This is a genomic window from Pseudomonas sp. PGPPP1, assembly GCF_002255865.1.
Lineage (GTDB): Bacteria > Pseudomonadota > Gammaproteobacteria > Pseudomonadales > Pseudomonadaceae > Aquipseudomonas > Aquipseudomonas cremoris.
Genome location: NZ_NKIG01000006.1, coordinates 152276 through 172660, shown reverse-complemented (window position 1 = coordinate 172660; position 20385 = coordinate 152276). Strand labels below are relative to the sequence as shown.

General features: G+C 62.3%; 20 protein-coding genes. 4 read left to right on the top strand and 16 right to left on the bottom strand.

Going from position 1 to position 20385, the window contains the following annotated elements; translation table 11 throughout:
* Positions 1-17: 17 nt before the first annotated feature.
* Positions 18-1106 (bottom strand): methyl-accepting chemotaxis protein, encoded by a 1089-nt coding sequence (locus CFE47_RS10370; protein ID WP_286836753.1) that lies wholly within the window; start codon positions 1104-1106, stop codon positions 18-20.
* A 323-nt stretch (positions 1107-1429) separates the two neighbouring features.
* Between CFE47_RS10370 and CFE47_RS10365 the strand changes: the two genes are divergently transcribed.
* Positions 1430-2203 carry an NYN domain-containing protein gene (locus CFE47_RS10365; RefSeq protein ID WP_286836751.1) on the top strand — a complete coding sequence of 258 codons (774 nt, stop codon included), beginning with the start codon at positions 1430-1432 and terminating at the stop codon, positions 2201-2203.
* Between the two features lie 60 nt (positions 2204-2263).
* Here the strand turns inward: CFE47_RS10365 and CFE47_RS10360 are convergent, their stop codons facing one another.
* The 15 genes from CFE47_RS10360 to paaG form a co-directional block, all read right to left on the bottom strand.
* Positions 2264-3442: a GGDEF domain-containing protein gene (locus CFE47_RS10360; RefSeq protein WP_286836749.1), complete on the bottom strand. Its 1179-nt coding sequence runs from the start codon at positions 3440-3442 to the stop codon at positions 2264-2266.
* A 6-nt stretch (positions 3443-3448) separates the two neighbouring features.
* On the bottom strand, positions 3449-3868 hold the full coding sequence (locus tag CFE47_RS10355; RefSeq protein WP_286836747.1) for a hypothetical protein: 420 nt from the start codon (positions 3866-3868) through the stop codon (positions 3449-3451).
* A 229-nt stretch (positions 3869-4097) separates the two neighbouring features.
* Positions 4098-6152: a phenylacetic acid degradation bifunctional protein PaaZ gene (gene paaZ / locus CFE47_RS10350; RefSeq protein ID WP_286836745.1), complete on the bottom strand. Its 2055-nt coding sequence runs from the start codon at positions 6150-6152 to the stop codon at positions 4098-4100.
* Positions 6153-6183: 31 nt separating this feature from the next.
* Entirely contained in the window at positions 6184-7830 is a 1647-nt protein-coding gene (locus tag CFE47_RS10345; RefSeq protein ID WP_286836743.1) for a cation acetate symporter, read from the bottom strand.
* Complete coding sequence (locus CFE47_RS10340) at positions 7827-8135, bottom strand: DUF485 domain-containing protein (RefSeq protein WP_286836741.1); 309 nt, start codon at positions 8133-8135, stop codon at positions 7827-7829. Before CFE47_RS10340 ends, CFE47_RS10345 begins: the two co-directional genes overlap by 4 nt.
* Positions 8136-8182: 47 nt before the next feature.
* A complete protein-coding gene (gene paaE, locus CFE47_RS10335; protein WP_194938284.1) occupies positions 8183-9259 on the bottom strand; it encodes a 1,2-phenylacetyl-CoA epoxidase subunit PaaE in 1077 nt (358 codons plus the stop codon).
* A 33-nt stretch (positions 9260-9292) separates the two neighbouring features.
* On the bottom strand, positions 9293-9817 hold the full coding sequence (gene paaD, locus CFE47_RS10330) for a 1,2-phenylacetyl-CoA epoxidase subunit PaaD (protein ID WP_286836736.1): 525 nt from the start codon (positions 9815-9817) through the stop codon (positions 9293-9295).
* On the bottom strand, positions 9804-10565 hold the full coding sequence (paaC, locus tag CFE47_RS10325) for a 1,2-phenylacetyl-CoA epoxidase subunit PaaC (protein WP_286836734.1): 762 nt from the start codon (positions 10563-10565) through the stop codon (positions 9804-9806). Before paaC ends, paaD begins: the two co-directional genes overlap by 14 nt.
* A gap of 8 nt (positions 10566-10573) precedes the next feature.
* Positions 10574-10855, bottom strand: a complete 282-nt coding sequence (gene paaB, locus CFE47_RS10320) for a 1,2-phenylacetyl-CoA epoxidase subunit PaaB (RefSeq protein WP_007943393.1) — start codon at positions 10853-10855, stop codon at positions 10574-10576.
* Between the two features lie 15 nt (positions 10856-10870).
* Complete coding sequence (gene paaA / locus CFE47_RS10315; protein ID WP_122486330.1) at positions 10871-11860, bottom strand: 1,2-phenylacetyl-CoA epoxidase subunit PaaA; 990 nt, start codon at positions 11858-11860, stop codon at positions 10871-10873.
* A 176-nt stretch (positions 11861-12036) separates the two neighbouring features.
* The gene (gene paaK / locus CFE47_RS10310) at positions 12037-13362 is read right to left on the bottom strand and encodes a phenylacetate--CoA ligase PaaK (protein WP_185710500.1); all 1326 of its coding nucleotides are present in this window, start codon (positions 13360-13362) and stop codon (positions 12037-12039) included.
* A 106-nt stretch (positions 13363-13468) separates the two neighbouring features.
* Positions 13469-14674, bottom strand: coding sequence for a 3-oxoadipyl-CoA thiolase (gene pcaF, locus CFE47_RS10305; RefSeq protein WP_286836718.1), 1206 nt, complete (start codon positions 14672-14674; stop codon positions 13469-13471).
* Entirely contained in the window at positions 14667-15116 is a 450-nt protein-coding gene (paaI, locus tag CFE47_RS10300; RefSeq protein WP_286836716.1) for a hydroxyphenylacetyl-CoA thioesterase PaaI, read from the bottom strand. Before paaI ends, pcaF begins: the two co-directional genes overlap by 8 nt.
* Positions 15109-16626: a 3-hydroxyacyl-CoA dehydrogenase PaaH gene (gene paaH / locus CFE47_RS10295; RefSeq protein WP_286836714.1), complete on the bottom strand. Its 1518-nt coding sequence runs from the start codon at positions 16624-16626 to the stop codon at positions 15109-15111. Before paaH ends, paaI begins: the two co-directional genes overlap by 8 nt.
* A 3-nt stretch (positions 16627-16629) precedes the next feature.
* Positions 16630-17421, bottom strand: a complete 792-nt coding sequence (gene paaG / locus CFE47_RS10290; protein ID WP_286836827.1) for a 2-(1,2-epoxy-1,2-dihydrophenyl)acetyl-CoA isomerase PaaG — start codon at positions 17419-17421, stop codon at positions 16630-16632.
* A 334-nt stretch (positions 17422-17755) separates the two neighbouring features.
* On the opposite strand from paaG, the gene paaY reads away from it, so the two are divergent.
* The 3 genes from paaY (at position 17756) to feaR (ending at position 20353) form a co-directional block, all read left to right on the top strand.
* Positions 17756-18352: a phenylacetic acid degradation protein PaaY gene (gene paaY / locus CFE47_RS10285; RefSeq protein ID WP_286836712.1), complete on the top strand. Its 597-nt coding sequence runs from the start codon at positions 17756-17758 to the stop codon at positions 18350-18352.
* Between the two features lie 79 nt (positions 18353-18431).
* Positions 18432-19355, top strand: a complete 924-nt coding sequence (gene paaX, locus CFE47_RS10280; protein ID WP_185710495.1) for a phenylacetic acid degradation operon negative regulatory protein PaaX — start codon at positions 18432-18434, stop codon at positions 19353-19355.
* A gap of 83 nt (positions 19356-19438) precedes the next feature.
* A complete protein-coding gene (gene feaR, locus CFE47_RS10275) occupies positions 19439-20353 on the top strand; it encodes a transcriptional regulator FeaR (protein ID WP_185710494.1) in 915 nt (304 codons plus the stop codon).
* Positions 20354-20385 lie beyond the last annotated feature (32 nt).

The following is a 20385-nucleotide window of genomic DNA, read 5'->3' as shown; positions in this document are numbered from 1 at the left end:
CCTGGAAAGTCGCGGCCTCAGAAAAACGTCACTTCGGCGCTGGATTGGGTCTTGGGCTGGCCATGGCGCTCTTCATCCGTGGTAAAGCGCTGACGCAGACGAGCCAGCCAGGCCTGGGCGTCGTGCAGGCTCGGGTCGTTTGCGACGATGGCGTCGAGCAGGTTCTGCAGGTCGGTCTGTACGTGTTCGAGCATCTGGTCGGTGCGGTCCTGGAACTGCAGGCTGACCATGATTGCCTGGATGTCGTGCTGGGTTTCGCGGGCATCGTGCTGCAGGGCGTGGGACGCGTCGGACAACTGGTTCAGGTTGTCGCCCAGACGGCCCATCACATTGGTCACCGACTGGTTGAGGAAGTCCAGGTTGCTCTGTTCACTGGTGCCCAACTCGGCGGCTGCCGCAATGGTGGACGCGATGGCGTGGGTGATCTCATTGACCTTGTCGTCCATGGCCAAGCCCGTCTCTGCCGATAGGGTGGAGAGCTTGCGCACTTCATCGGCCACTACCGAAAAGCCCCGTCCATATTCACCGGCCCGCGCGGCTTCGATCGCAGCATTCAGCGCCAGCAGGTTGGTTTGCTTGGCAATCTCCTGAACCCGCTTGGCCATGTGCTGCAACTGGCTGGCGTAGTCGTCCAGGTGGCTGATGGTGTCGAGTAGTTCATGCTGGCGCTGGCTGCTGGCGCGAAAGGATTCAGTGACTTCGTGCAGACGCTCATTGGCATCGCGCAGGCTTTCGCCGACACCGCCATTGCCGAGCACATCGTTGGAGTTGGCCAGGCTCTGCTCAAGGCGTTGTGCGATGTTGTGAAAACGTTGGAACAATTCGCCGATATTGCTTTGCAGCAACTCGCGACTCTGCCCCAGGCTGTCACGCCAGCTGGGGGCGACGGCATCGATCAATTGCCAGTCGCGTGTGTTGGCGTGAGGCGTTTCGATAGCTATCTGGATGTCGCCACTGCTGGAGGTTTTGGCAGGTTTTGATGGGCGTAGGGCGAGCAGGGCGAGACAACTGAGTAAAAGTCCCGCAGGGGTTAACAGGTAATCGGGCACAACCAATCCGATGGCCGCCAATGCCAGGCCTAGCCAGGCCCCAAGATAAATCCGCATCTCCAGCTTCCGTTGCAGGGTGGTAGGTCGGCGGATGATAGCGATGGCGTAATGATGTCAGTATAAGGGCAACCCTTAATCCGTATTTTTGGTCATAAAGGAACTGGGTGGTTTCGGTTCGGCAAGAGTTGACCGATCGGTTAGCCGAGGATGATTGCACCCTGCGACCTGAGTGGCCGATCGCGTGCTGCCTGGCTGCTGCAGGAACGGGTAGGGGAGTAAGGTTTCGGCTTAAGGGTGCTGGTGCGCTGGCGGCATGCCTGATCGATAATGCACTGCCGGAGCTTTGAGGGTATGTTGAAGCACCACTTCAAGGACGAACCATGGCCAATCACACCCAAAAACACCTTGCCGTACTGATCGACGCCGATAACGCACCGGCGGCTATCGTCGAAGGCCTGTTCGAAGAGATCGCCAAATACGGCGTTGCGAACGTCAAGCGCATCTACGGCGACTGGACCGGCCCACAACTGGGGGGCTGGAAGAAGGTACTGCTGGATCACTCGATTCAGCCGATCCAGCAATTTGCCTACACCAAGGGCAAGAATGCCACCGACAGCTCCCTCATCATCGATGCCATGGACTTGCTCTATACCCGGCGTTTTGATGGTTTCTGCCTGGTGTCCAGCGACAGCGATTTCACGCGTTTGGCGTCGCGGTTACGTGAGGAGGGGCTGACGGTCTACGGATTCGGCGAAGAGAAAACCCCACAACCCTTTGTGTCGGCCTGCGATAAATTCATCTATACCGAACTCCTGCGTGAAGACGCGATCGTGGTGAGCAGCAACACGCCGGCGACCGTCCCTTCGGAAAAAACCGAACCGGCCCCCGCGTCCAGGAAATACCCCAAGGCCCCCGTCGACTTCATTGCGAAAATCATGGATGACATTGCCGAAGAAGACGGCTGGGCACCGTTGGGCTCGCTGGGTAACAACATCACCAAGTTGAGGCCTGGCTTTGACCCGCGTACGTATGGCTTCAAGAAGTTGAGCGATCTGGTCCGGGCTTATCCCCACGCGTTTGAGCTACAGACGCGGGCGGCTTCCGGTGCGGGAGCGGGGATTCTGTATGCGCGGCACAGGCAGGCGGGAGGGTGATGGATTTTGCTTGCGATATCGCTCGGACAGGTCAGCAAGTCTGAAGGAATGTCATTCGAATCAAATCGGGGCGCGGGCTTGTTCGCTAAGGCGGCCCGCCGCAAACCGCACCCTGTCGCGCCCCATCCCCTTGGCCTCATAAAGTGCCGCATCCGCCCTGGCCAACAAGCTCGCAGACGTATCGCCCTCACCAGGCACTTCACAACAAACCCCGATGCTGATGCGCAGCGCAATGCTCGACTCACCATACTGCGCCGGTGCCTCCGCCAACGAGGTGCGCAGTTCATCGAGCACCGCCGCGACGCCCTCGGGGCGGGTGTCAGGCAGCAATAGCAAAAACTCCTCGCCACCGTAACGACCGATGCTGTCCGAGGCCCGAAGCCGTTGACTGAGGTGGCGCGCGCAGTGGCTGATCACCTCATCACCCGCCAGGTGGCCGTGCACATCGTTGATCTGCTTGAAGTGGTCGATGTCGACCATGGCGACACCGAGACAGGCATGCTCGCGCCGGGCGCGCTCCAGTTCGGTGGAGAATTGCTCAAGGATGGCGCGGCGGTTGAGGATGCCCGTCAACACATCACGCAGTGCCATGTGTTTAAGCAGCGACTCGCTGCGCTCCTTGGCCAAGAGCACCAGGCCCAGGGAAATCATCATGGCAGTGAATGTGCCGATGCTGACCGAGATGGTTTGCTTGAGGTTGCTGACGTCGTAGCGCATCTCGGCGGCGCCACCGCCGAATATCGCCACCACACGCATGCCCAGTCCGATCAGGCTGATACTGGAGCCAATGATCAACAGCATGCGTGCACGACCCAGCGCGGGAATGTGGCGCAGGGTCCAGTAGATGATCAGGGCGCATTGCACCATCAGCACAATCGAGGCCGCGAGCATGCGTGGTTCGAGGGTGTCGATCAGGCTCACCATCAACACCAGCATCAACGCCGCCGGTGCGAACACCCGGGACCACGGCACCGGCAACTCGACAATCCGAAACAGGCTGGCGCCATAAAACGCCAGTGCTACGGCCAGTAGGGAGTTGGCGGCGCCGTAGGTAAACCACAACGGGGCATGCCCGTAGAAGGTATAGCCAACATAGGCCAGCGCATGGGCCAACAGGCCAAAGCCGATGGTCAGCAACCCGTCACGCCGATTGAACTGCCCGACCAGGATCAGACAGAACGCCATGATCGTCGCGACCAAGGCAACACAGCCAAACAGCGTGGGGGTATGGGCGATCATGGCGTCTCACCGGGCGATGGCAGGCCGCGCGAAATAACTGCCTGTGCGCAATTGCAGACTGTAGACCCAAATCCCGAAGATCAGCGCATATTCCTTGAACATCGGCAGCGTCAGCAAGTGCACGATGGAGCCGCTGCCCACCTGGCTGAGGGAGAAGGTCACGCCGCAGGCAAGGGCCAGCACAAAGCACAGCGAGCTGCTTTTGCGCCTGGCGAGCAGCATCACACCCCCCACGAATATCAACAGCGCAACCACACAGATATTCAAGAATGCCACGAACGAAATATCCCCCTGGCGGGCTTGATCAAACCCTGTACCGACCACCCACAGGCCTGCCTGGATCAAGACGATCAGGCAATAGAAGGCAATCATGAAGACGGGGGCGGGGCGGGTGTTGTACCAGGGTTGGGGTTGAGCGGCTTCCATGCGGGTGTTGCTCCTGAGGGGGGATAGCCGCGGAGTATAGGGAGGGTAGGCACTTATTTCTACGGCCCTACACCCTGTGCGACATCGCCTTTGTAGTGAGCGGGCTTGCCCCGCGCTGGGTGGCGAAGCCGCCCTAAAACCAGACGCCGCAGTTTACCTGGCACACCGCGGCGATCCTATTAGGGCGGCTTCGCCACCCAGCGCGGGGCAAGCCCGCTCACTACACGTTTTACACCTCCTGCTTCACCACCAACGTCAAAATGTCATAACTGGCCACCAATTCCCCCAATTGGTTAGTCACCTCCACATCCCAAGCCACCACCCCTTGCGGTATGCCTTGCGGGCTCGCCTTACCCTGGTCGATCTTGCGCTTGCAGGTCAGGCGCGCCTGGATGGTGTCGCCGATGCCCACTGGGTTGATGAAGCGTAGGGTGTCCAGGCCGTAGTTGGCCAGCACCGGGCCGGGGGCTGGGGAGACGAACAGGCCGGCGGCGGCGGACAGTACGAAGTAGCCGTGGGCGATGCGCTTGCCGAACTGCGATTCCTTGGCGGCGATGTCGTCGAAGTGCATGTAGAAGTGGTCGCCCGACAGGCAACCGAAGTTCACCAGGTCGGCCTCGGTGACGGTGCGGCGGTGGGTCAGCAGGGATTCGCCGATCTGCAGGTCCTGGAAGAAGCGGCGGAACGGGTGCACTTCGGTTTCGATCACCTTGGCACCACGTACGTATTCACCGGTGACCGCTGCGAGCATGCTCGGCGAGCCTTGTACCGCGGCGCGTTGCAGGTAGTGTTTTACCGCACGCAGGCCGCCGAGTTCTTCGCCGCCGCCAGCGCGGCCTGGACCGCCGTGCTTGAGTTGCGGCAGCGGCGAGCCGTGGCCGGTGGATTCGGCGGCGGATTCGCGGTCGAGTACCAGCAAACGGCCGTGCCAGGCGGCGGCCACCGGGATGGCTTTGGCGGCGATCTGCGGATCTTTGGTGATCAGGCTCGCCACCAGGCTGCCTTTGCCGCGTGCGGCCAGGGCCAAGGCTTCGTCCAGGTCGTCGTAGGCCATCAGTGTGCTGACCGGGCCGAATGCCTCGATATCGTGCGCTCCGCCTTCGGCGTGTGGGTCGCGCGATTGCAGCAGGGTCGGGGCAAAGAAGGCGCCCTGGCTGACGTTTTCACCACGCGGCTCAAAACCATCGCGGGCGCCAAACAGCAGGTCGCTGCTGTGCAGCAGGGCTTCCAGGCGTTCAGCCACATCCTTCTGCTGGTCGTGGGAGGCCAGAGGCCCCATGCGCACGCCTTCCACCGATGGGTCGCCGATAACCACCTTGGCCAGGCGATCTCGCAGGCGGCTGGCGACTGCATCGATATGCTTGGCCGGCACGATGGCGCGGCGGATGGCGGTGCATTTTTGCCCGGCCTTGACGGTCATTTCGCGGGCGACTTCCTTGATGAACAGCTCGAACTCTTCATCGTCCGGCGAAACGTCCGGCGCGAGGATCGCGCAGTTCAACGAGTCGGCTTCGGCGTTGAACGGTACCGAGTTGCGGATCAGGTTCGGGTTCACCCGCAGCTTGGCGGCGGTGTCGGCAGAGCCGGTGAAGGTCACAACGTCCTGGCCTTGCAGGCGGTCGAGCAGGTCGCCGGTGCTGCCGATGATCAGTTGCAGGCTGCCCGCCGGCAGAATCCCGGACTCGTCCATCAGGCGCACCACGGCTTCGGTCAGGTAACTGGTGGCGCTGGCCGGCTTGACGATGCACGGCACGCCGGCCAGGAAGCTCGGCGCGAATTTTTCCAGCATGCCCCAGATCGGGAAGTTGAAGGCGTTGATGTGCACCGCCAGGCCGCCGCGTGGCACCAGGATATGCGTGCCGGCAAACGTGCCCTTTTTACCCAGCGGCAACGCCGGGCCTTCGTGGACGATATTGCCCGATGGTAATTCCCGCGAGCCCAGGCTGGCGTAAGTGAACAGAGTGCTGTTGCCGCCTTCGATATCAATCCAGCTGTCGGCGCGGGTGGCGCCGCTGTGGTGGGAGAGTGCGTAGAGCTGCTCCTTGCGCTCGCTCAGGTATAGCGCCAAGGCCTTGAGGCGTTGCGCCCGTTGCTGGAAGTCCAGTGCCATCAGGCCGCTGACGCCCAGGCTGCGGCCGTGGGCGACGGCTTCGGCGAAGTCGGGGCGTTCTTCATGGGTGCGCGCCAGCTCGTGGCCGTCGATGGCGCTGCGCAGCACTTGGGCACCGTGTTGGCCGATCCAGCGACCGGCGATAAAACTTTGCAGGATAGGGGCGTGAGACATCACGGTTCCTCCAGGGTAGAAAATAAAGGGATTAGTGTTTGCTGGCGCCCGCTGCGCCGATGCCGGTCATGGAGCGGATGAACTGCGCCAGATAACGGCCACGTTCAAGGGCGGCACGGGGTGAGGTGTCGGTGACGGAAAACAGCCAGGCGCTGAAAAACGCCAGGCTCATGGAAAACAGCGCCGGGTTCGAATAGGGGAACAGCGCCTTGTCGTGATGCAGCACGTTGACCCACACCGCCGGGCTCAGCACCAGCAGCACAATCGCCGAGACCAGCCCGGCCAGGCTGCCGATCACGGCGCCACGGGTGGTCAGGCCCTTCCAGTACATCGAAAGGAACAGCACCGGGAAATTCACCGACGCGGCAATCGCCAGCACCAGGCCGGACAGGAACGCAATGTTCTGCGACTCGAACAGCAAGCCAAGGATGATCGCCAGCACGCCGATGCACAGCGTGGCGATGCGCGATACGCGGATCTCCTGCTGCTCGGTGGCCTGGCCCTTGCGCATCACGCAGGCATACAGGTCATGGGACACCGCCGACGCGCCGGACAGCGCCAGCCCGGCCACTACCGCCAGGATCGTGGCAAACGCCACCGCCGAAATGAAGCCGAGGAACAGGTTGCCGCCCACCGCTTGGGCCAGGTGCACGGCGATCATGTTGCCGCCGCCGATGATCGCGCCGTTGGCGTCACGGAAGGTCGGGTCGGTACCCACCATGACGATTGCGCCAAAGCCGACCACGATCAGCAGCAGGTAGAAGTAGCCGATGAAACCGGTGGCGTAGAACACGCTCTTACGCGCTTCCTTGGCGTCACTGACCGTGAAGAAACGCATCAGGATATGCGGCAGCCCGGCGGTGCCGAACATCATGCCCACCCCCAGGGAAATCGCATCGATGGGGTTGGACAGCAAGCCACCCGGCGCCATGATCGCGCTGCCCTTGGCATGCACGGCGGCGGCCCCGGCAAACACCGCCTCGGTGCTGAAACCGAAATGCTTGAGCACCATGAACGCCATGAAGGAGGTGCCGAACAGCAACATCACCGCCTTGATAATCTGCACCCAGGTGGTCGCGAGCATGCCGCCAAACGTCACGTAGAACACCATCAGCACGCCCACCAGCATCACCGCGTACAGGTAGTCGATGCCGAACAGCAGCTCGATCAACTTGCCGGCGCCGACCATCTGCGCCACCAAATACATCAGCGCCACGGTCAGGGTGCCGAAGGCCGAGGTGAGGCGCACTGGGGTCTGTTCCAGGCGGTACGACACCACGTCGGCAAAGGTGTATTTGCCCAGGTTGCGCAGGCGCTCCGCAATCAGGAACAGGATGATCGGCCAGCCTGCCAATACGCCCAGGGCGTAGAGCAATCCGTCGTAACCATTGAGGAACATCATCGCCGAGATGCCCAGGAAGGACGCCGCCGAGATCATGTCGCCGGCAATCGCCAGGCCGTTCTGGAAACCGGTCATGCCGCCGCCGGCGGTGTAGAAATCACTCGCCGAACGGGTGCGCGCTGCCGCCCAGCGCGTCACGCCAAAGGTGAACAGCACAAACACCAGGAACATGCCGATGGCGTTCCAGTTCAGCGGCCGCGCCACGTCATCGGCAGCGATGGCCAGGTCGGTGGCCAACGCAAGGGGCAACAGGAACCACGCAATCAGCCGGCTCATGCTGCGCACTCCTGCTTGAGTTTGTCGTTCAACGGGTCGATCACATGGTTGGCGCGGTGCACGTAAAAGCCGGTCAGCGCGAACGCCAGCAACACAATCACCACACCCACCAGCATGCCCACCGTGGTCACGCCGCCGCTCAGGGACTGCCCGAGGGTGGCGGGGGAGAACGCCACCAACAGCACAAAGCCGAAATACACCACCAGCATGATCAGTGACAGCGACCAGTACAGCTTCTGTTTGCGCCGTACCAACTGGATAAAGTCGGGGTGCTGGCGGATGCGTTCGATATCGTCGGGGGTCATGGCGGTGTCGTCCTTTTTATTGTTGTGTTGGGGTGTGGCTGCACGCGTCAGAGTTGGTCGAAGTCCAGTACCACCTTGTCGCTGATCGGGAAGGCCTGGCACGACAGCACGTAGCCGGCGGCCACTTCGTAGTCTTCCAGGGCGTGGTTGCTGTCCATCTCCACTTCGCCTTCGATGACCTTGCATTTGCAGGTCGAGCACACGCCGGCCTTGCACGAATACGGCAGCTCGGCGCCCTGGGCGTTGCCAGCGTCGAGGATGCTCTGGCTGTTGCGCGGCAGGTCGAAGGCCAAGGCGCGGCCATCGCTGATCACGGTGATCTGGCTGACGGCGGCGTCCAGTTCGCGGGCGGCTTCGCGGGCTTCACGTTTCTGCTGGCTACCGGCGGCGGCGAACAGTTCGAAGTGAATGCGCTCGGGCTGCATGCCGCGGGCCTTGAGGCTGTCGCGCACGGTTTCGGTCATTTCCTGCGGGCCGCAGATGAAGGCGGCGTCGAGGGTTTTTACGTCCAGCCAGCGGGAGAACAGTTGCTCGCATTTGTCGGCGTTGATGCGGCCGTTGTAGAGGTCCACATCCTGCTGTTCGCGGCTGAACAAAAAGATCAGGTTCAGGCGCTGCAAATAGCGGTTTTTCAAATCTTCCAGCTGCTCGCGAAACAGCGCGCCGGAGCTGGAACGGTTGCCGTACAGCAGTGTCACGCGGCTGTGGGGTTCGGTTTGCAAGGTGGTCTTGATGATCGACAGGATCGGCGTAATGCCGCTGCCGGCCGCCACGGCCAAATAGTTGCCGTGGCGTGCAGGGTCCAGTTCCACGTGGAAATGCCCGGCAGGCGGCATCACTTCCAGGCTGTGCCCGGCCTTGAGCTGCTCATTGGCAAACGCAGAAAAACGCCCACCGGCCACGCGCTTGATGGCGATGCGCAGTTCGCCGTCATTCACGCCGGTGCAGATGGAATAGGAGCGGCGCACTTCTTCGCCGTCCAGTTGGGTGCGCATCACCAGGTGCTGGCCCTGGGTGAAGTGGAAACTGTCTTGCAGGTGCTGGGGGATCTCGAAGGCGATGGACACCGCGTCACGGGTTTCGCTGCGTACGTCCTTGATCACCAGGCTGTGAAATTTACTCATTGTTATTCTCCAACCGAGACGGCGCGGGGCCCCTCAGATGCACTTGAAATAGTCGAACGGTTCCAGGCAGTCGCGGCAGCGGTACAGCGCCTTGCAGGCGGTGGAGCCGAACTCGCTGAGCACTTCGGTGTGCCTGCTTGCACACTGCGGGCACACCACCACCGGGCTTTCACCGAGCAGGCTGCGCTTGCTGGCGCTGCCCTGGGGCGGTGCGATGCCGTAGGCGCGCAGGCGCTCGCGGCCATCCTCGGTGATCCAGTCGGTGGACCAGGCCGGGGTCAACTTGCGCTCCAGGTGCGGTGCGCGAAAACCGGCGTGCTCCAGCGCATCGCGGATATCGCTCTCGATCACTTCGGTGGCCGGGCAGCCGGAATAGGTGGGTGTGACCACCACATGCAGGTGGCCGGCCTGCCAGTCGAGGTCGCGTACGATGCCCAGGTCAACCACGCTGACCACCGGCACTTCCGGGTCCATCACCAGGGCGAGGGTGGCCCAGGCGGCGGCCAGGTCGGTGGGCTGCGCGGGCCGGTCGCTGGCGATCAGTTCACCAGGTCGCATCGGGGTACGCTCGCGGCAAAAACTGCATCTCGGCCAGCAGGATGCCCAGGTGCTCGGTGTGCAGGCCGCGCCGTGCATTCAGGTAGAAGTAGCTCGGTGCCGGTGGGACGGGCAGGGTGGCGCTGGCGAAGATTGCGCTCACGGTGTGCTGCCAGGCGGCGGCGACTTGCGCGGTGTCCGGGGTGATACCGGCTTCGCACAGGCGCTGCTCGCTGTCGTCGGCGCTGGTCAGTTCGACGGTAAAGCGCCACACCTCGGGGATCGCCGCGAGCATACGCGCATGGCTTTCCTCGGTGCCGTCACCCAGTCGTTCCACCCATTCACCGGAGCGGCGCAGGTGGTAGGTGACTTCCTTGACTGCCTTGGCGGCGATCCCGGCGATGCGTTCGTCGCTGGACTGGCTCAGGCCCGCCAGCACCGGCAAGTGCCAGGCGTCGTACAGGAATTGCTTGAGAATGGTCACCGCGTAGTCGCCGTTGGGTTGTTCCACCAGCAGCAGGTTGCGGTAGGCGCGCTCATCGCGGCGGAAGGCCAGGTCGTCGGCATCGCGGCCATCGTCCAGCAGCTCGGCGGCGTACTCCAGCCAGTTGCGCGCCTGGCCTACCAGGTCGAGGCCGACGTTCATCAGCGCCAGTTCCTCTTCCAACGCTGGTGCGTGGCCACACCACTGGCACAGGCGCTGGCCTTGGATCAGGGCGCTGTCGCCCAGGCGCAGCAAGTATTCGATCAGATCGGTTTGAGTATTCATGGTCGACCTCACATGTGCCCGACTTCGGCCGGCAACTCGTAGAAGCTGGCGTGGCGGTAGACCTTGTCGTCAGACGGGTCGAACAGTGGGTCTTTTTCATCCGGCGACGAAGCGGTGATCAAGGCCGAGGGCACCACCCACAGGCTTACGCCTTCGCTGCGACGGGTGTACAGCTCGCGGGCGTTCTCGATGGCCATGGTGGTGTCGGCGGCATGCACGCTGCCCACGTGTTTGTGGTTGAGGCCGTGCTTGCTGCGCACGAAGACTTCAAAAAGGGTCCATTCAGACATAGCGGCAACTCCGGATCAGGCAGCGTTCTTATTGTGTTTTTTACGGGCATGGGCCACGGCGGCTTCGCGCACCCAGGCGCCGTCTTCGATGGCTTTGCGGCGGGTGGCCACGCGTTCCTGGTTGCACGGGCCGTTGCCCTTGAGCACTTCGTAGAACTCGTTCCACTGGATCTCGCCGAAGTCGTAGTGGCCGCGTTCGGCGTTCCACTTCAAGTCCGGGTCGGGGCAGGTGCAGCCCAGCAGTTCCAGTTGCGGGATGGTCTGGTCGATAAAGCGCTGGCGCAGTTCGTCGTTGCTCTGGCGCTTGATCTTCCAGGCCATGGACTGGGCGCTGTTGGGCGAGTGCTCGTCGCTGGGGCCGAACATCATCAGCGACGGCCACCACAGGCGGTTGATCGCGTCCTGCACCATGTCTTTTTGCGCCTGGGTGCCGTGACGCATCATGGTCAGCAGGATCTCGTAGCCCTGGCGCTGGTGGAAACTCTCTTCCTTGCAAATACGCACCATGGCGCGGGAGTAGGGGCCGTAGGAGGTGCGTTGCAGCACCACCTGGTTGACGATCGCGGCGCCATCCACCAGCCAGCCCACGGCGCCCATGTCGGCCCAGTTCAGGGTCGGGTAATTGAAAATGCTCGAATACTTGGCCTTGCCGCTGTGCAGCTTGGCAATTTCTTCATCGCGGTCGGCGCCCAGGGTTTCCATGGCGCTGTACAGGTACAGCCCGTGGCCGGCTTCGTCCTGGATCTTGGCCATCAGTTGCAGCTTTCGCTTGAGGGTCGGCGCGCGGGTCACCCAGTTGCCTTCGGGCAGCATGCCGACGATCTCGGAGTGGGCGTGCTGGGAGATCTGCCGGATCAGGGTTTGACGGTAGGCGTCGGGCATCCAGTTCTTGGCTTCGATCTTGATTTCGGCGTCGATCTTTTCCTGGAAGTGGCGCTCCTGCTCGGACATCTCCGACAGGTCCTTGATGCGCTTCACTCCGGTTTCTACAAGCTGTGCGTACATGGTGAGTCTCCCGCCGTGAATCTGTTTAAAGGCATGGAGAACTTTATAAGTGATACAGAAATATTTATCAAACACAAAATAACGTGTCATTAATGTTTTTGTATCACTTTGCGCTGGATAGCTTTTTCTGTGGGCAAAAAAAAGCCCCGCCGAAGCGGGGCTATAAGGTGCAGCAGTCATGCTTTAGGGCGGTTGTCGATCACGTGGCAGGCTTTGCCTTCGGAGCGCTTGATCGAGTGCATCGGCTGCAACACGATACGGGTGCTGATACCAATGTAGGTCTTGATGTGACGGCTCAGTTCGCTGGCAATAGCCTTTTGCTGTTCGTCGCCCAGGTGCTGATGTTCGGCCTTGAGCTCCACATGCACGTCAACGCTGTCCAGGTTGCCATTGCGATACAGATGGATCTCGTAGCACTCGCACAGCTGTTTGACTTTGAGTACCTGTTCCTCGACCTGGGTGGGGAACACGTTGACCCCCCGAATAATCAGCATGTCGTCGCTACGGCCGGTGATCTTGTCGATGCGCCGCATCGGCCGGGCAGTGCCGGGCAGCAGGCGCGTCAGGTCGCGGGTGCGGTAGCGGATCATCGGCAGCGCTTCTTTGCTCAAGGAGGTGAACACCAGTTCGCCCATCTGGCCGTCTGGCAGCACTTCACCGGTCACCGGGTCGATGATTTCCGGGTAGAAGTGATCTTCCCAAATGGTCGGACCGTCCTTGGTTTCGGCGCATTCCATGGCCACGCCTGGGCCCATGATTTCCGAGAGGCCGTAGATGTCCAGGGCGGTGATGCCCAGACGGTTCTCAATAGCGCTGCGCAGCTCGCCGGTCCACGGCTCGGCGCCGAAGATGCCCAGGCGCAGCGCGAGTTTGTGCGGGTCCAGGCCCTGGCGCTCGATCTCGTCAGCGATGTTGAGCATGTAGGAGGGCGTGACCATGATGATGTCCGGCTGGAAATCCTTGATCAGTTGCACCTGCTTTTCGGTCTGCCCGCCGGACATCGGAATGACTGTGCAGCCCAGCCGTTCGGCGCCGTAGTGCGCGCCGAGGCCACCGGTGAACAGGCCGTAGCCATAGGAGATGTGCACCTTGTCGCCACGGCGGCCACCGGCGGCGCGAATCGAGCGCGCGACCACGTTGGCCCAGGTGTCGATGTCGTTCTGGGTGTAGCCAACCACGGTAGGTTTGCCGGTGGTGCCGCTGGACGCATGCAGGCGCACCACGTCGTGCATCGGCACGGCAAACATGCCGTACGGGTAGTTGTCGCGCAGGTCGGACTTGGTGGTGAATGGAAACTTGGCGAGGTCTTCCAGGCAGGTGATGTCGCTGGGGTGCACGCCCAGCGCGTCGAAACGCTGACGGTACAGCGGCACGTTGGTGTAGGCGAGGTTGAGGCTCCAGCGCAGGCGTTCCAGCTGATGCTGACGCAGCTCGTCGATGCTGGCGGTTTCCAACGGGTCCAACACAGGTTCAAGCACGGTTTTTGCAATTGGCATGTTCATGGTTTCACTCGAATTATTTTTGTGTTCCAGCCCGGTCAGCAGCCGGGCTTTGAGTGCATGCCCCAAGGATACCGCTCGGTTCCTCGGGAATTCGGATTATTTGGTCTTATAGGCGCTCGATGATCAGTGCGATGCCCTGGCCGACGCCGATGCACATGGTGCATAGCGCGTAACGGCCTTGGCGTTCCTCCAGCTCGTGCAGGGCAGTGGTCACCAGGCGTGCGCCGCTCATGCCCAGCGGATGGCCGAGGGCAATCGCACCGCCGTTGGGGTTGACCCGTGCATCGGTGTCGCTCAGACCAAGTTCGCGCAGCACGGCCAGGCCTTGGGCGGCGAAGGCTTCGTTGAGCTCGATCACGTCCATGTCCGCCAGGCTCAGGTTGGCCAGTTCCAGCACCTTGCGCGTGGCCGGTACCGGGCCGATGCCCATGATGCGTGGCTCCACGCCCGCCGTGGCCATCGCGACCACCCGGCCACGGGCTTTCAAGCCGTAGCGTTTGGCGGTTTCGGCATTGGCCAGCAGCAACGCACAGGCGCCGTCGTTAACCCCGGACGCATTGCCGGCGGTAATGCTGCCACCTTCGCGAAACGGCGTGCCGAGCTTTTGCAATTGCTCAAGGGTGGTGTCGCCACGCGGGTGCTCGTCGTGCTCCACCACCTTGGCCGGGCCTTTGCGTTGGGGGATTTGCACCGCGACGATTTCCTTGGCCAGCCGTCCGCTGGCCTGGGCTGCGCCAGCGCGTTGCTGGCTGCGCAGGGCAAACGCATCCTGGTCGGCGCGAGAGATATTGAACTGCGCGGCGACGTTCTCGGCGGTCTCCGGCATGGAGTCGATGCCGTAGGTGGTCTTCATCAACGGATTGACGAAGCGCCAGCCGATGGTGGTGTCGTAGATCTCGGCCTGGCGCGAAAAAGCCTGCTCGGCCTTGCCCATCACCAACGGTGCGCGGGACATCGATTCCACGCCACCCACCAGCATCAGCCCGGCTTCGCCGCAGCGAATGGCGCGGGCGGCGGTGCCAATGGCATCCAGCCCCGACCCGCACAGGCGGTTAAGCGTGGTGCCCGGCACGCTCACCGGCAACCCTGCCAGCAGCGCCGACATGCGCGCCACGTTGCGGTTGTCTTCGCCGGCCTGGTTGGCGCAGCCGTAGATCACATCGTCCACCGTGCTCCAGTCTACGTTCGGGTAGCGACGCAGCAACTCACGCAGCGGCACCGCGCCGAGGTCGTCGGCCCGCACACTGCTCAGGGCGCCGGCATAGCGGCCGATGGGGGTACGCACCGCGTCGATGATCAGGGCGTCATTCATTCGGGGTCTCCTGCGCCAGCACCGGGCCGCGCACTTTGTAGGATTTGCCATGGAACAGGGCGATCAGTTCGCCTTGCTGGTTTTCGATACGCACGTCGTAGTTGCCGGTGCGGCCGGAACGGCTTTGCTCGATGCATTCGGCATTTAGGGTGTCGCCCAGGCGCGCCGGGGCGATGTAGTCGATGCTGCACCCCATCGCCACCGTGGCTTCGTTGTAGCTGTTGCAGGCCAGTGCAAAGGCCGAGTCAGCCAGGGCGAACAGGTAGCCGCCATGGCAAGTGCCGTGGCCCTGGAGCATGTCGGCGCGCACGCTCATGCCCACGCGGGCGGTGCCCGGTGCCGCCGAGAGCAGGCGCATGCCCATTCCTTGGCTGGCGCTGTCGCGTTCGAACATCGCTTGGGCGCAGGCACTGGCCAGGCGCATTGCGTCGTGGTTAGTCATGGAAGCGGCTCCCTTCGGCTACGCGGCGACGCAGCAGCAGTGAGGGCCGGTAGCGTGCTTCGCCATAACTGGCGTGCAGGTTTTCCAGCACGCGCAGGATGTGGCCGAGCCCGATGGTGTCGGCCCAAGCCAGTGGGCCGGCTGGGTAATTGACCCCGGCGCGCATCGCCAGGTCGATGTCGGCGGCCGAGGCCACGCCTTGCAGCAGAGCGTCGGCGGCTTCGTTGGCGAGCATCGCCACGGTGCGCAGGACGGCGAGGGCCGGGCTGTCGCTGAGCAGGCTTACGCTGAACCCGGCCTGTTGCAGCAGGGCCACGCCGTCTTCAAGCGCGTCGGGGTCAATACCGGCGGCGCAACTGATGGCAAGGCGGCTTGCGGTGCCGTAGTCGAACGCCAGGTCCAGCAGGATCAGGTTGCGCAGGCCGTCTTCCTTCGCGCGTTGGCACGCCATACGCCCGTCGCTCAAGGCCAGCACCGCATCGCCGACCCGCAGCAGGCCCTGGCCGTCGCGGCTGATGACTTCGATGGAGTGCTCGCGCAGGCGCGGGACCAGTGCGTTGGCGATGCCCAGGTCACCCTCGATCACGCAGGTGGCGACGGTGCGTTCGCTGCTTGTCGTCCTGGCCTGAGCGCGTTCCATACCTTCTGCATAGCTGTAGAAACCGTGGCCGCTCTTGCGTCCCAGGCGTCCGGCGTCTACCAAGTCTTTCTGGATCAGCGAGGGCTGGAAACGGTTGTCGCCGTAGTAGGCGTCGAACACCGAACAGGTCACCGCATAGTTGACGTCATGGCCGATCAAGTCCGTCAGTTCGAAAGCGCCCATGGCAAAGCCGCCGGCATCGCGCATCAGTGCATCCAGGGTCGCGCAATCGGCAACGTTTTCCTGCAACAGGCGCAGGCTTTCGGCGTAGAACGGGCGGGCCACACGGTTGACGATAAACCCTGGCGTCGAACGGGCGTGCACCGGTTTTTTGCCCCAGGCTTTGGCAGTGGCGTACAGGCAGTCGGCCAGGGCCGGGTCGCTGGCCAGGCCGGAGACGATTTCCACCAATGCCATGACCGGCGCCGGGTTGAAAAAATGCAGCCCGAGCAAACGTTGTGGGCGTTCCAGTTGGGCGGCAATGCTGGTGATCGACAACGAAGAAGTATTGCTGGCCAGGATGCACTGCTCGTTGCAAATGCTTTCCAGCTGGCGGAAGAGTGCGCGTTTGATCTCCAGGTTCTCGACGATCGCTTCAATGATCAGCGCACAATCGGCCAGATCCTCGATGGATTCCACCGCCTGCAGGCGGGCGACAGTCACCCTGCGGGCGTCGTCCGACAGCTTGCCTTTTTCGACGCGCTTGCCCAGTTGCCGGTCGATCCCGTCGATAGCCTTGGCGGCGGCGCCTGGGCGGTTGTCCAGCAGCAACACGGGGTGGCCGGCCTGGGCTGCGACCTGGGCGATGCCGGCGCCCATGGCCCCGGCACCGATCACGGCGATGCGCGCTGTTGTGCTCAGTGCGGTCATGGTTCAGCGCCCCTTGAAGCTTGGCGTGCGTTTTTCCATGAAGGCGCTGACGCCTTCACGGTAATCCTCGCTGCGCCCGGCCAGGCGTTGCAGGTCCTTCTCCAGCTCAAGTTGTTCGTCGAAAGTATTGCTCAGGCTGGCGTTGAGGCTGCGCTTGATCAGTGCCAGGCCGTAGGTCGGTTGGGTGGCCAGGTGGCGCGCCAGGGTCAGGGCTTCGTTGCGCAGTTCGGCGTCGTCCACGCAGCGGTAGATCAGGCCCCATTGTTCGGCCTGCTCGGCGCTCAGGCGGGTGCCCAGCAGAGCCAGCGCTTTGGCACGGGCCATGCCCACCAAGCGCGGCAAGGTCCAGGTGCCGCCGGAATCAGGGATCAGGCCGATCTTGCAGAAGGCCTGGATAAAGCTTGCCGAACGCGCCGCCAGCACCAGGTCGCAGGCCAGCGGAATGTTCGCGCCGGCCCCGGCTGCGACGCCATTGACCGCACAAATCACCGGCAGCGGCAGGTCGCGCAGTTGGCGGATCAGCGGGTTGTAGAACTGTTCGATGGACTCGCCCAGGTCCGGCGCGCTGCTGCCCGGCGCCACGTTGCGGTCGCCGAGGTCTTGGCCGGCACAGAAGCCGCGGCCTTCGCCGGTCAGCAGCAACACGCGCACATCCGGATTCTCGCGTACTTGCTTGAGGGCTTCTTTGACTTCGCCGTGCATCTGCGCGTTGAAGCTGTTGAGTTGGTCTGGGCGATTGAGGCTGAGCAGGGCGACGCCGGCGTCGATGGAAAAGAGGATGTGTTCAAAGGCCATAGGCATGGCGGCTGCCCTCGGTGCACGCACGGCTTTAGTGCCGGCTCATTATTGGATCGGCCACAGGTGGCCGGTTTTGCCCGAGTATACCTATAATGCGATACACAAAATCAAGTATGAAATTGAATTAACGTGTCCTATTTGTGTTTTGTGATTTTCAGCGTGTTCATGTTGAAGGGCGTTGATGCACCTGTTTACTGGAGTGAATGGCGTTGTTAGAGGTTTTCAGGACCGTGCAGTGAAGTGATACGGTTTTTGTTCTTTGTCTGTGTTAAGTGATGTGATACAAAATAAGTCTGCTCGCGCATCGCTTTGCGCCAACAAGGAATTTTCTATGACGTGTTACAGCCTCAATGGCCTGACGCCGGTGGTTGACCCCACGGCCTATGTGCATCCGTCGGCCGTGTTGATTGGCGACGTGATCATCGGCCCGCATTGTTATGTCGGGCCGCTGGCCAGCCTGCGCGGCGACTTCGGCCGCATCGTGCTGGAGGAGGGCGCCAATATTCAGGACACCTGCGTGATGCACGGTTTTCCGGAGAGCGACACGGTGGTCGAGCGTAACGGTCATATCGGCCATGGCGCGGTGCTGCATGGCTGCCGCATTGGCGAAGACGTGCTGGTGGGCATGAATGCAGTGGTCATGGATGGCGCACGCATTGGCCCGCGCTCGTTTGTGTCTGCCACGGCGTTCGTCAAGGCCGGCTTCGAATGCGCCGAGCAATCCCTGGTGATGGGCACGCCGGCCAGCGTCAAGCGCCGCCTCAGCGATGAGGAAGTGAGCTGGAAGCAGACCGGCACCCGCGAGTACCAACAATTGGCCAAGCGTTGCCTGGAACAGATGCAAGAGTGCGCACCGCTGGAGGCCGTCGAGCCCGACCGGCCACGGGTCAGCGACAGCGGCCTACGGCCCAAGGGCGCGACGCTGTGAGCGTCCATTGCATGCGCAGGATGGTCACAAGGCCCGCTCGCCGGGTATATTTCAGCCTTTTTTCCTGTCCGGTACGCCCATGTCGTCCCTAGCCCCATTGAATTCCCTGATCACGCGCTTTCAGGAGCAGACGCCGATTCGCGCCAGTTCGCTGATCATCACCCTCTATGGGGATGCCATCGAGCCCCATGGCGGCACTGTCTGGCTGGGTAGCCTGATCCAGTTGCTGGAGCCCATTGGGATCAATGAGCGGCTGATCCGCACCTCGATTTTCCGCCTGACCAAGGAAGGCTGGCTCACCGCCGAAAAAGTCGGACGGCGCAGTTACTACAGCCTGACCGGCACCGGTCGGCGGCGTTTTGATAAAGCCTTCAAGCGCGTGTACAGCTCCACCGTGCCGGCCTGGGACGGTTCCTGGTGCCTGGTGATGCTCACGCAACTGGCCCAGGACAAGCGCAAACAAGTGCGCGAAGAACTGGAGTGGCAAGGTTTTGGTGCACTCTCGCCGGTACTGCTGGCCTGCCCGCGCAGTGACCGCGCCGACGTGAATGCCACCCTGCAGGACTTGGGTGCCCTGGAAGAAACCATCGTCTTCGAAACCACCGCCCAGGACGTACTGGCCTCCAAGGCCCTGCGTTTGCAGGTGCGCGAGAGTTGGAATATCGAGGAACTGGCGACCCATTACAGCGAGTTCATCCAGCTGTTCCGACCGCTCTGGCAAGCCCTGCGCGAGCAGGAAAACCTGCTGCCGTCCGACTGCTTCCTGGCACGGGTTCTGCTAGTGCATGAGTACCGCAAATTACTGCTGCGCGACCCGCAGTTGCCGGACGAGCTGTTGCCTGGCGACTGGGAAGGCCGTGCCGCACGACAGCTGTGCCGCAATATCTACCGTCTGATCTTCGCCAAGGCCGAAGAGTGGTTGAACAGCGCACTGGAAACCGCCGACGGGCCCTTGCCGGATGTCGGCGAGAGTTTTTATCGACGCTTTGGCGGGCTTAAATAACCCGCCATCAATCAAGCAAGATCGCTGTCCGTTTTAGCGTGGATCGACGTAGATAATAAAAATAAGCCTGCGTGAGGCCTCACATGACTTCTACAACTGCACACCGGCGTGATGGGTTCGACCAATGGATTCATCAGATCAACCAGATCTGTGGCGCCTTCAACGCACAAACCCTGGGCGATCAGTTTTCCGGGCGCATCCGCGAATACCACAGCGGTGCGCTCAAGCTCAGTTTTGTCGACGCTTGCCAGGCACGGCTGTACCGCACGCCACGGGAAGTCGCGGCGGGCGAGGGCGGTAAGTACTTCGCGGTGTTCCAGCTCGATGGCACCGCCTGCATGGCCCAGGGCGATAACCGGGTGGCGTTGTCCGCCGGCGATATCACCCTGATCGATGCATCGCAGCCCAGCGACTTCACCTACAGCGAGAGCTCCCGGCAGTTGTCGTTGATTCTGCCCTACCCGCTGGTGGAGCAGTCCCTGCGCTTCAACCCGGTTCGGTGCGGTCACCGGATCGCCGCCACGTCACCCATCGCCACGTTGTCACACCATTTGATCCTGGACGCTACGCGCCAGGCCAGTCTGAGCCAGCAAGAAAGCGAAGCCACTTTGGATGCCGTGGTCAGCTTGCTGCGGCCGGCCATCACCCAGAGCGAAGGCGCCGACGACCCGCATGAGCGGATCTTTCGCAAGACCCTTGGCTACATTGACGAGCATATTCGTTCGGAAGATCTGTGCCCTGAGTTGCTGGCACGGGAGGTAGGCGTGTCGATGCGCGGGCTGTACCGCATGTTTGCGCGAAAGGGGCTGGTGGTGGCACGTTATATCAAGAATCGCCGGTTGGATTTGTGTGCCGAGTCGCTGCGCCAATCGCGTGCTGAGCAGAAGCTGTCGGCGTTGGGGTATTCGTGGGGGTTTTCTGATTCGAGTTACTTTTCTACGGCGTTCAAGTCGCGGTTTGGCATTTCACCGGGTGAGTATCGCAAGCAATATGCCTGACACAAAAAAGCCCCTGTCGCGATGGCGACAGG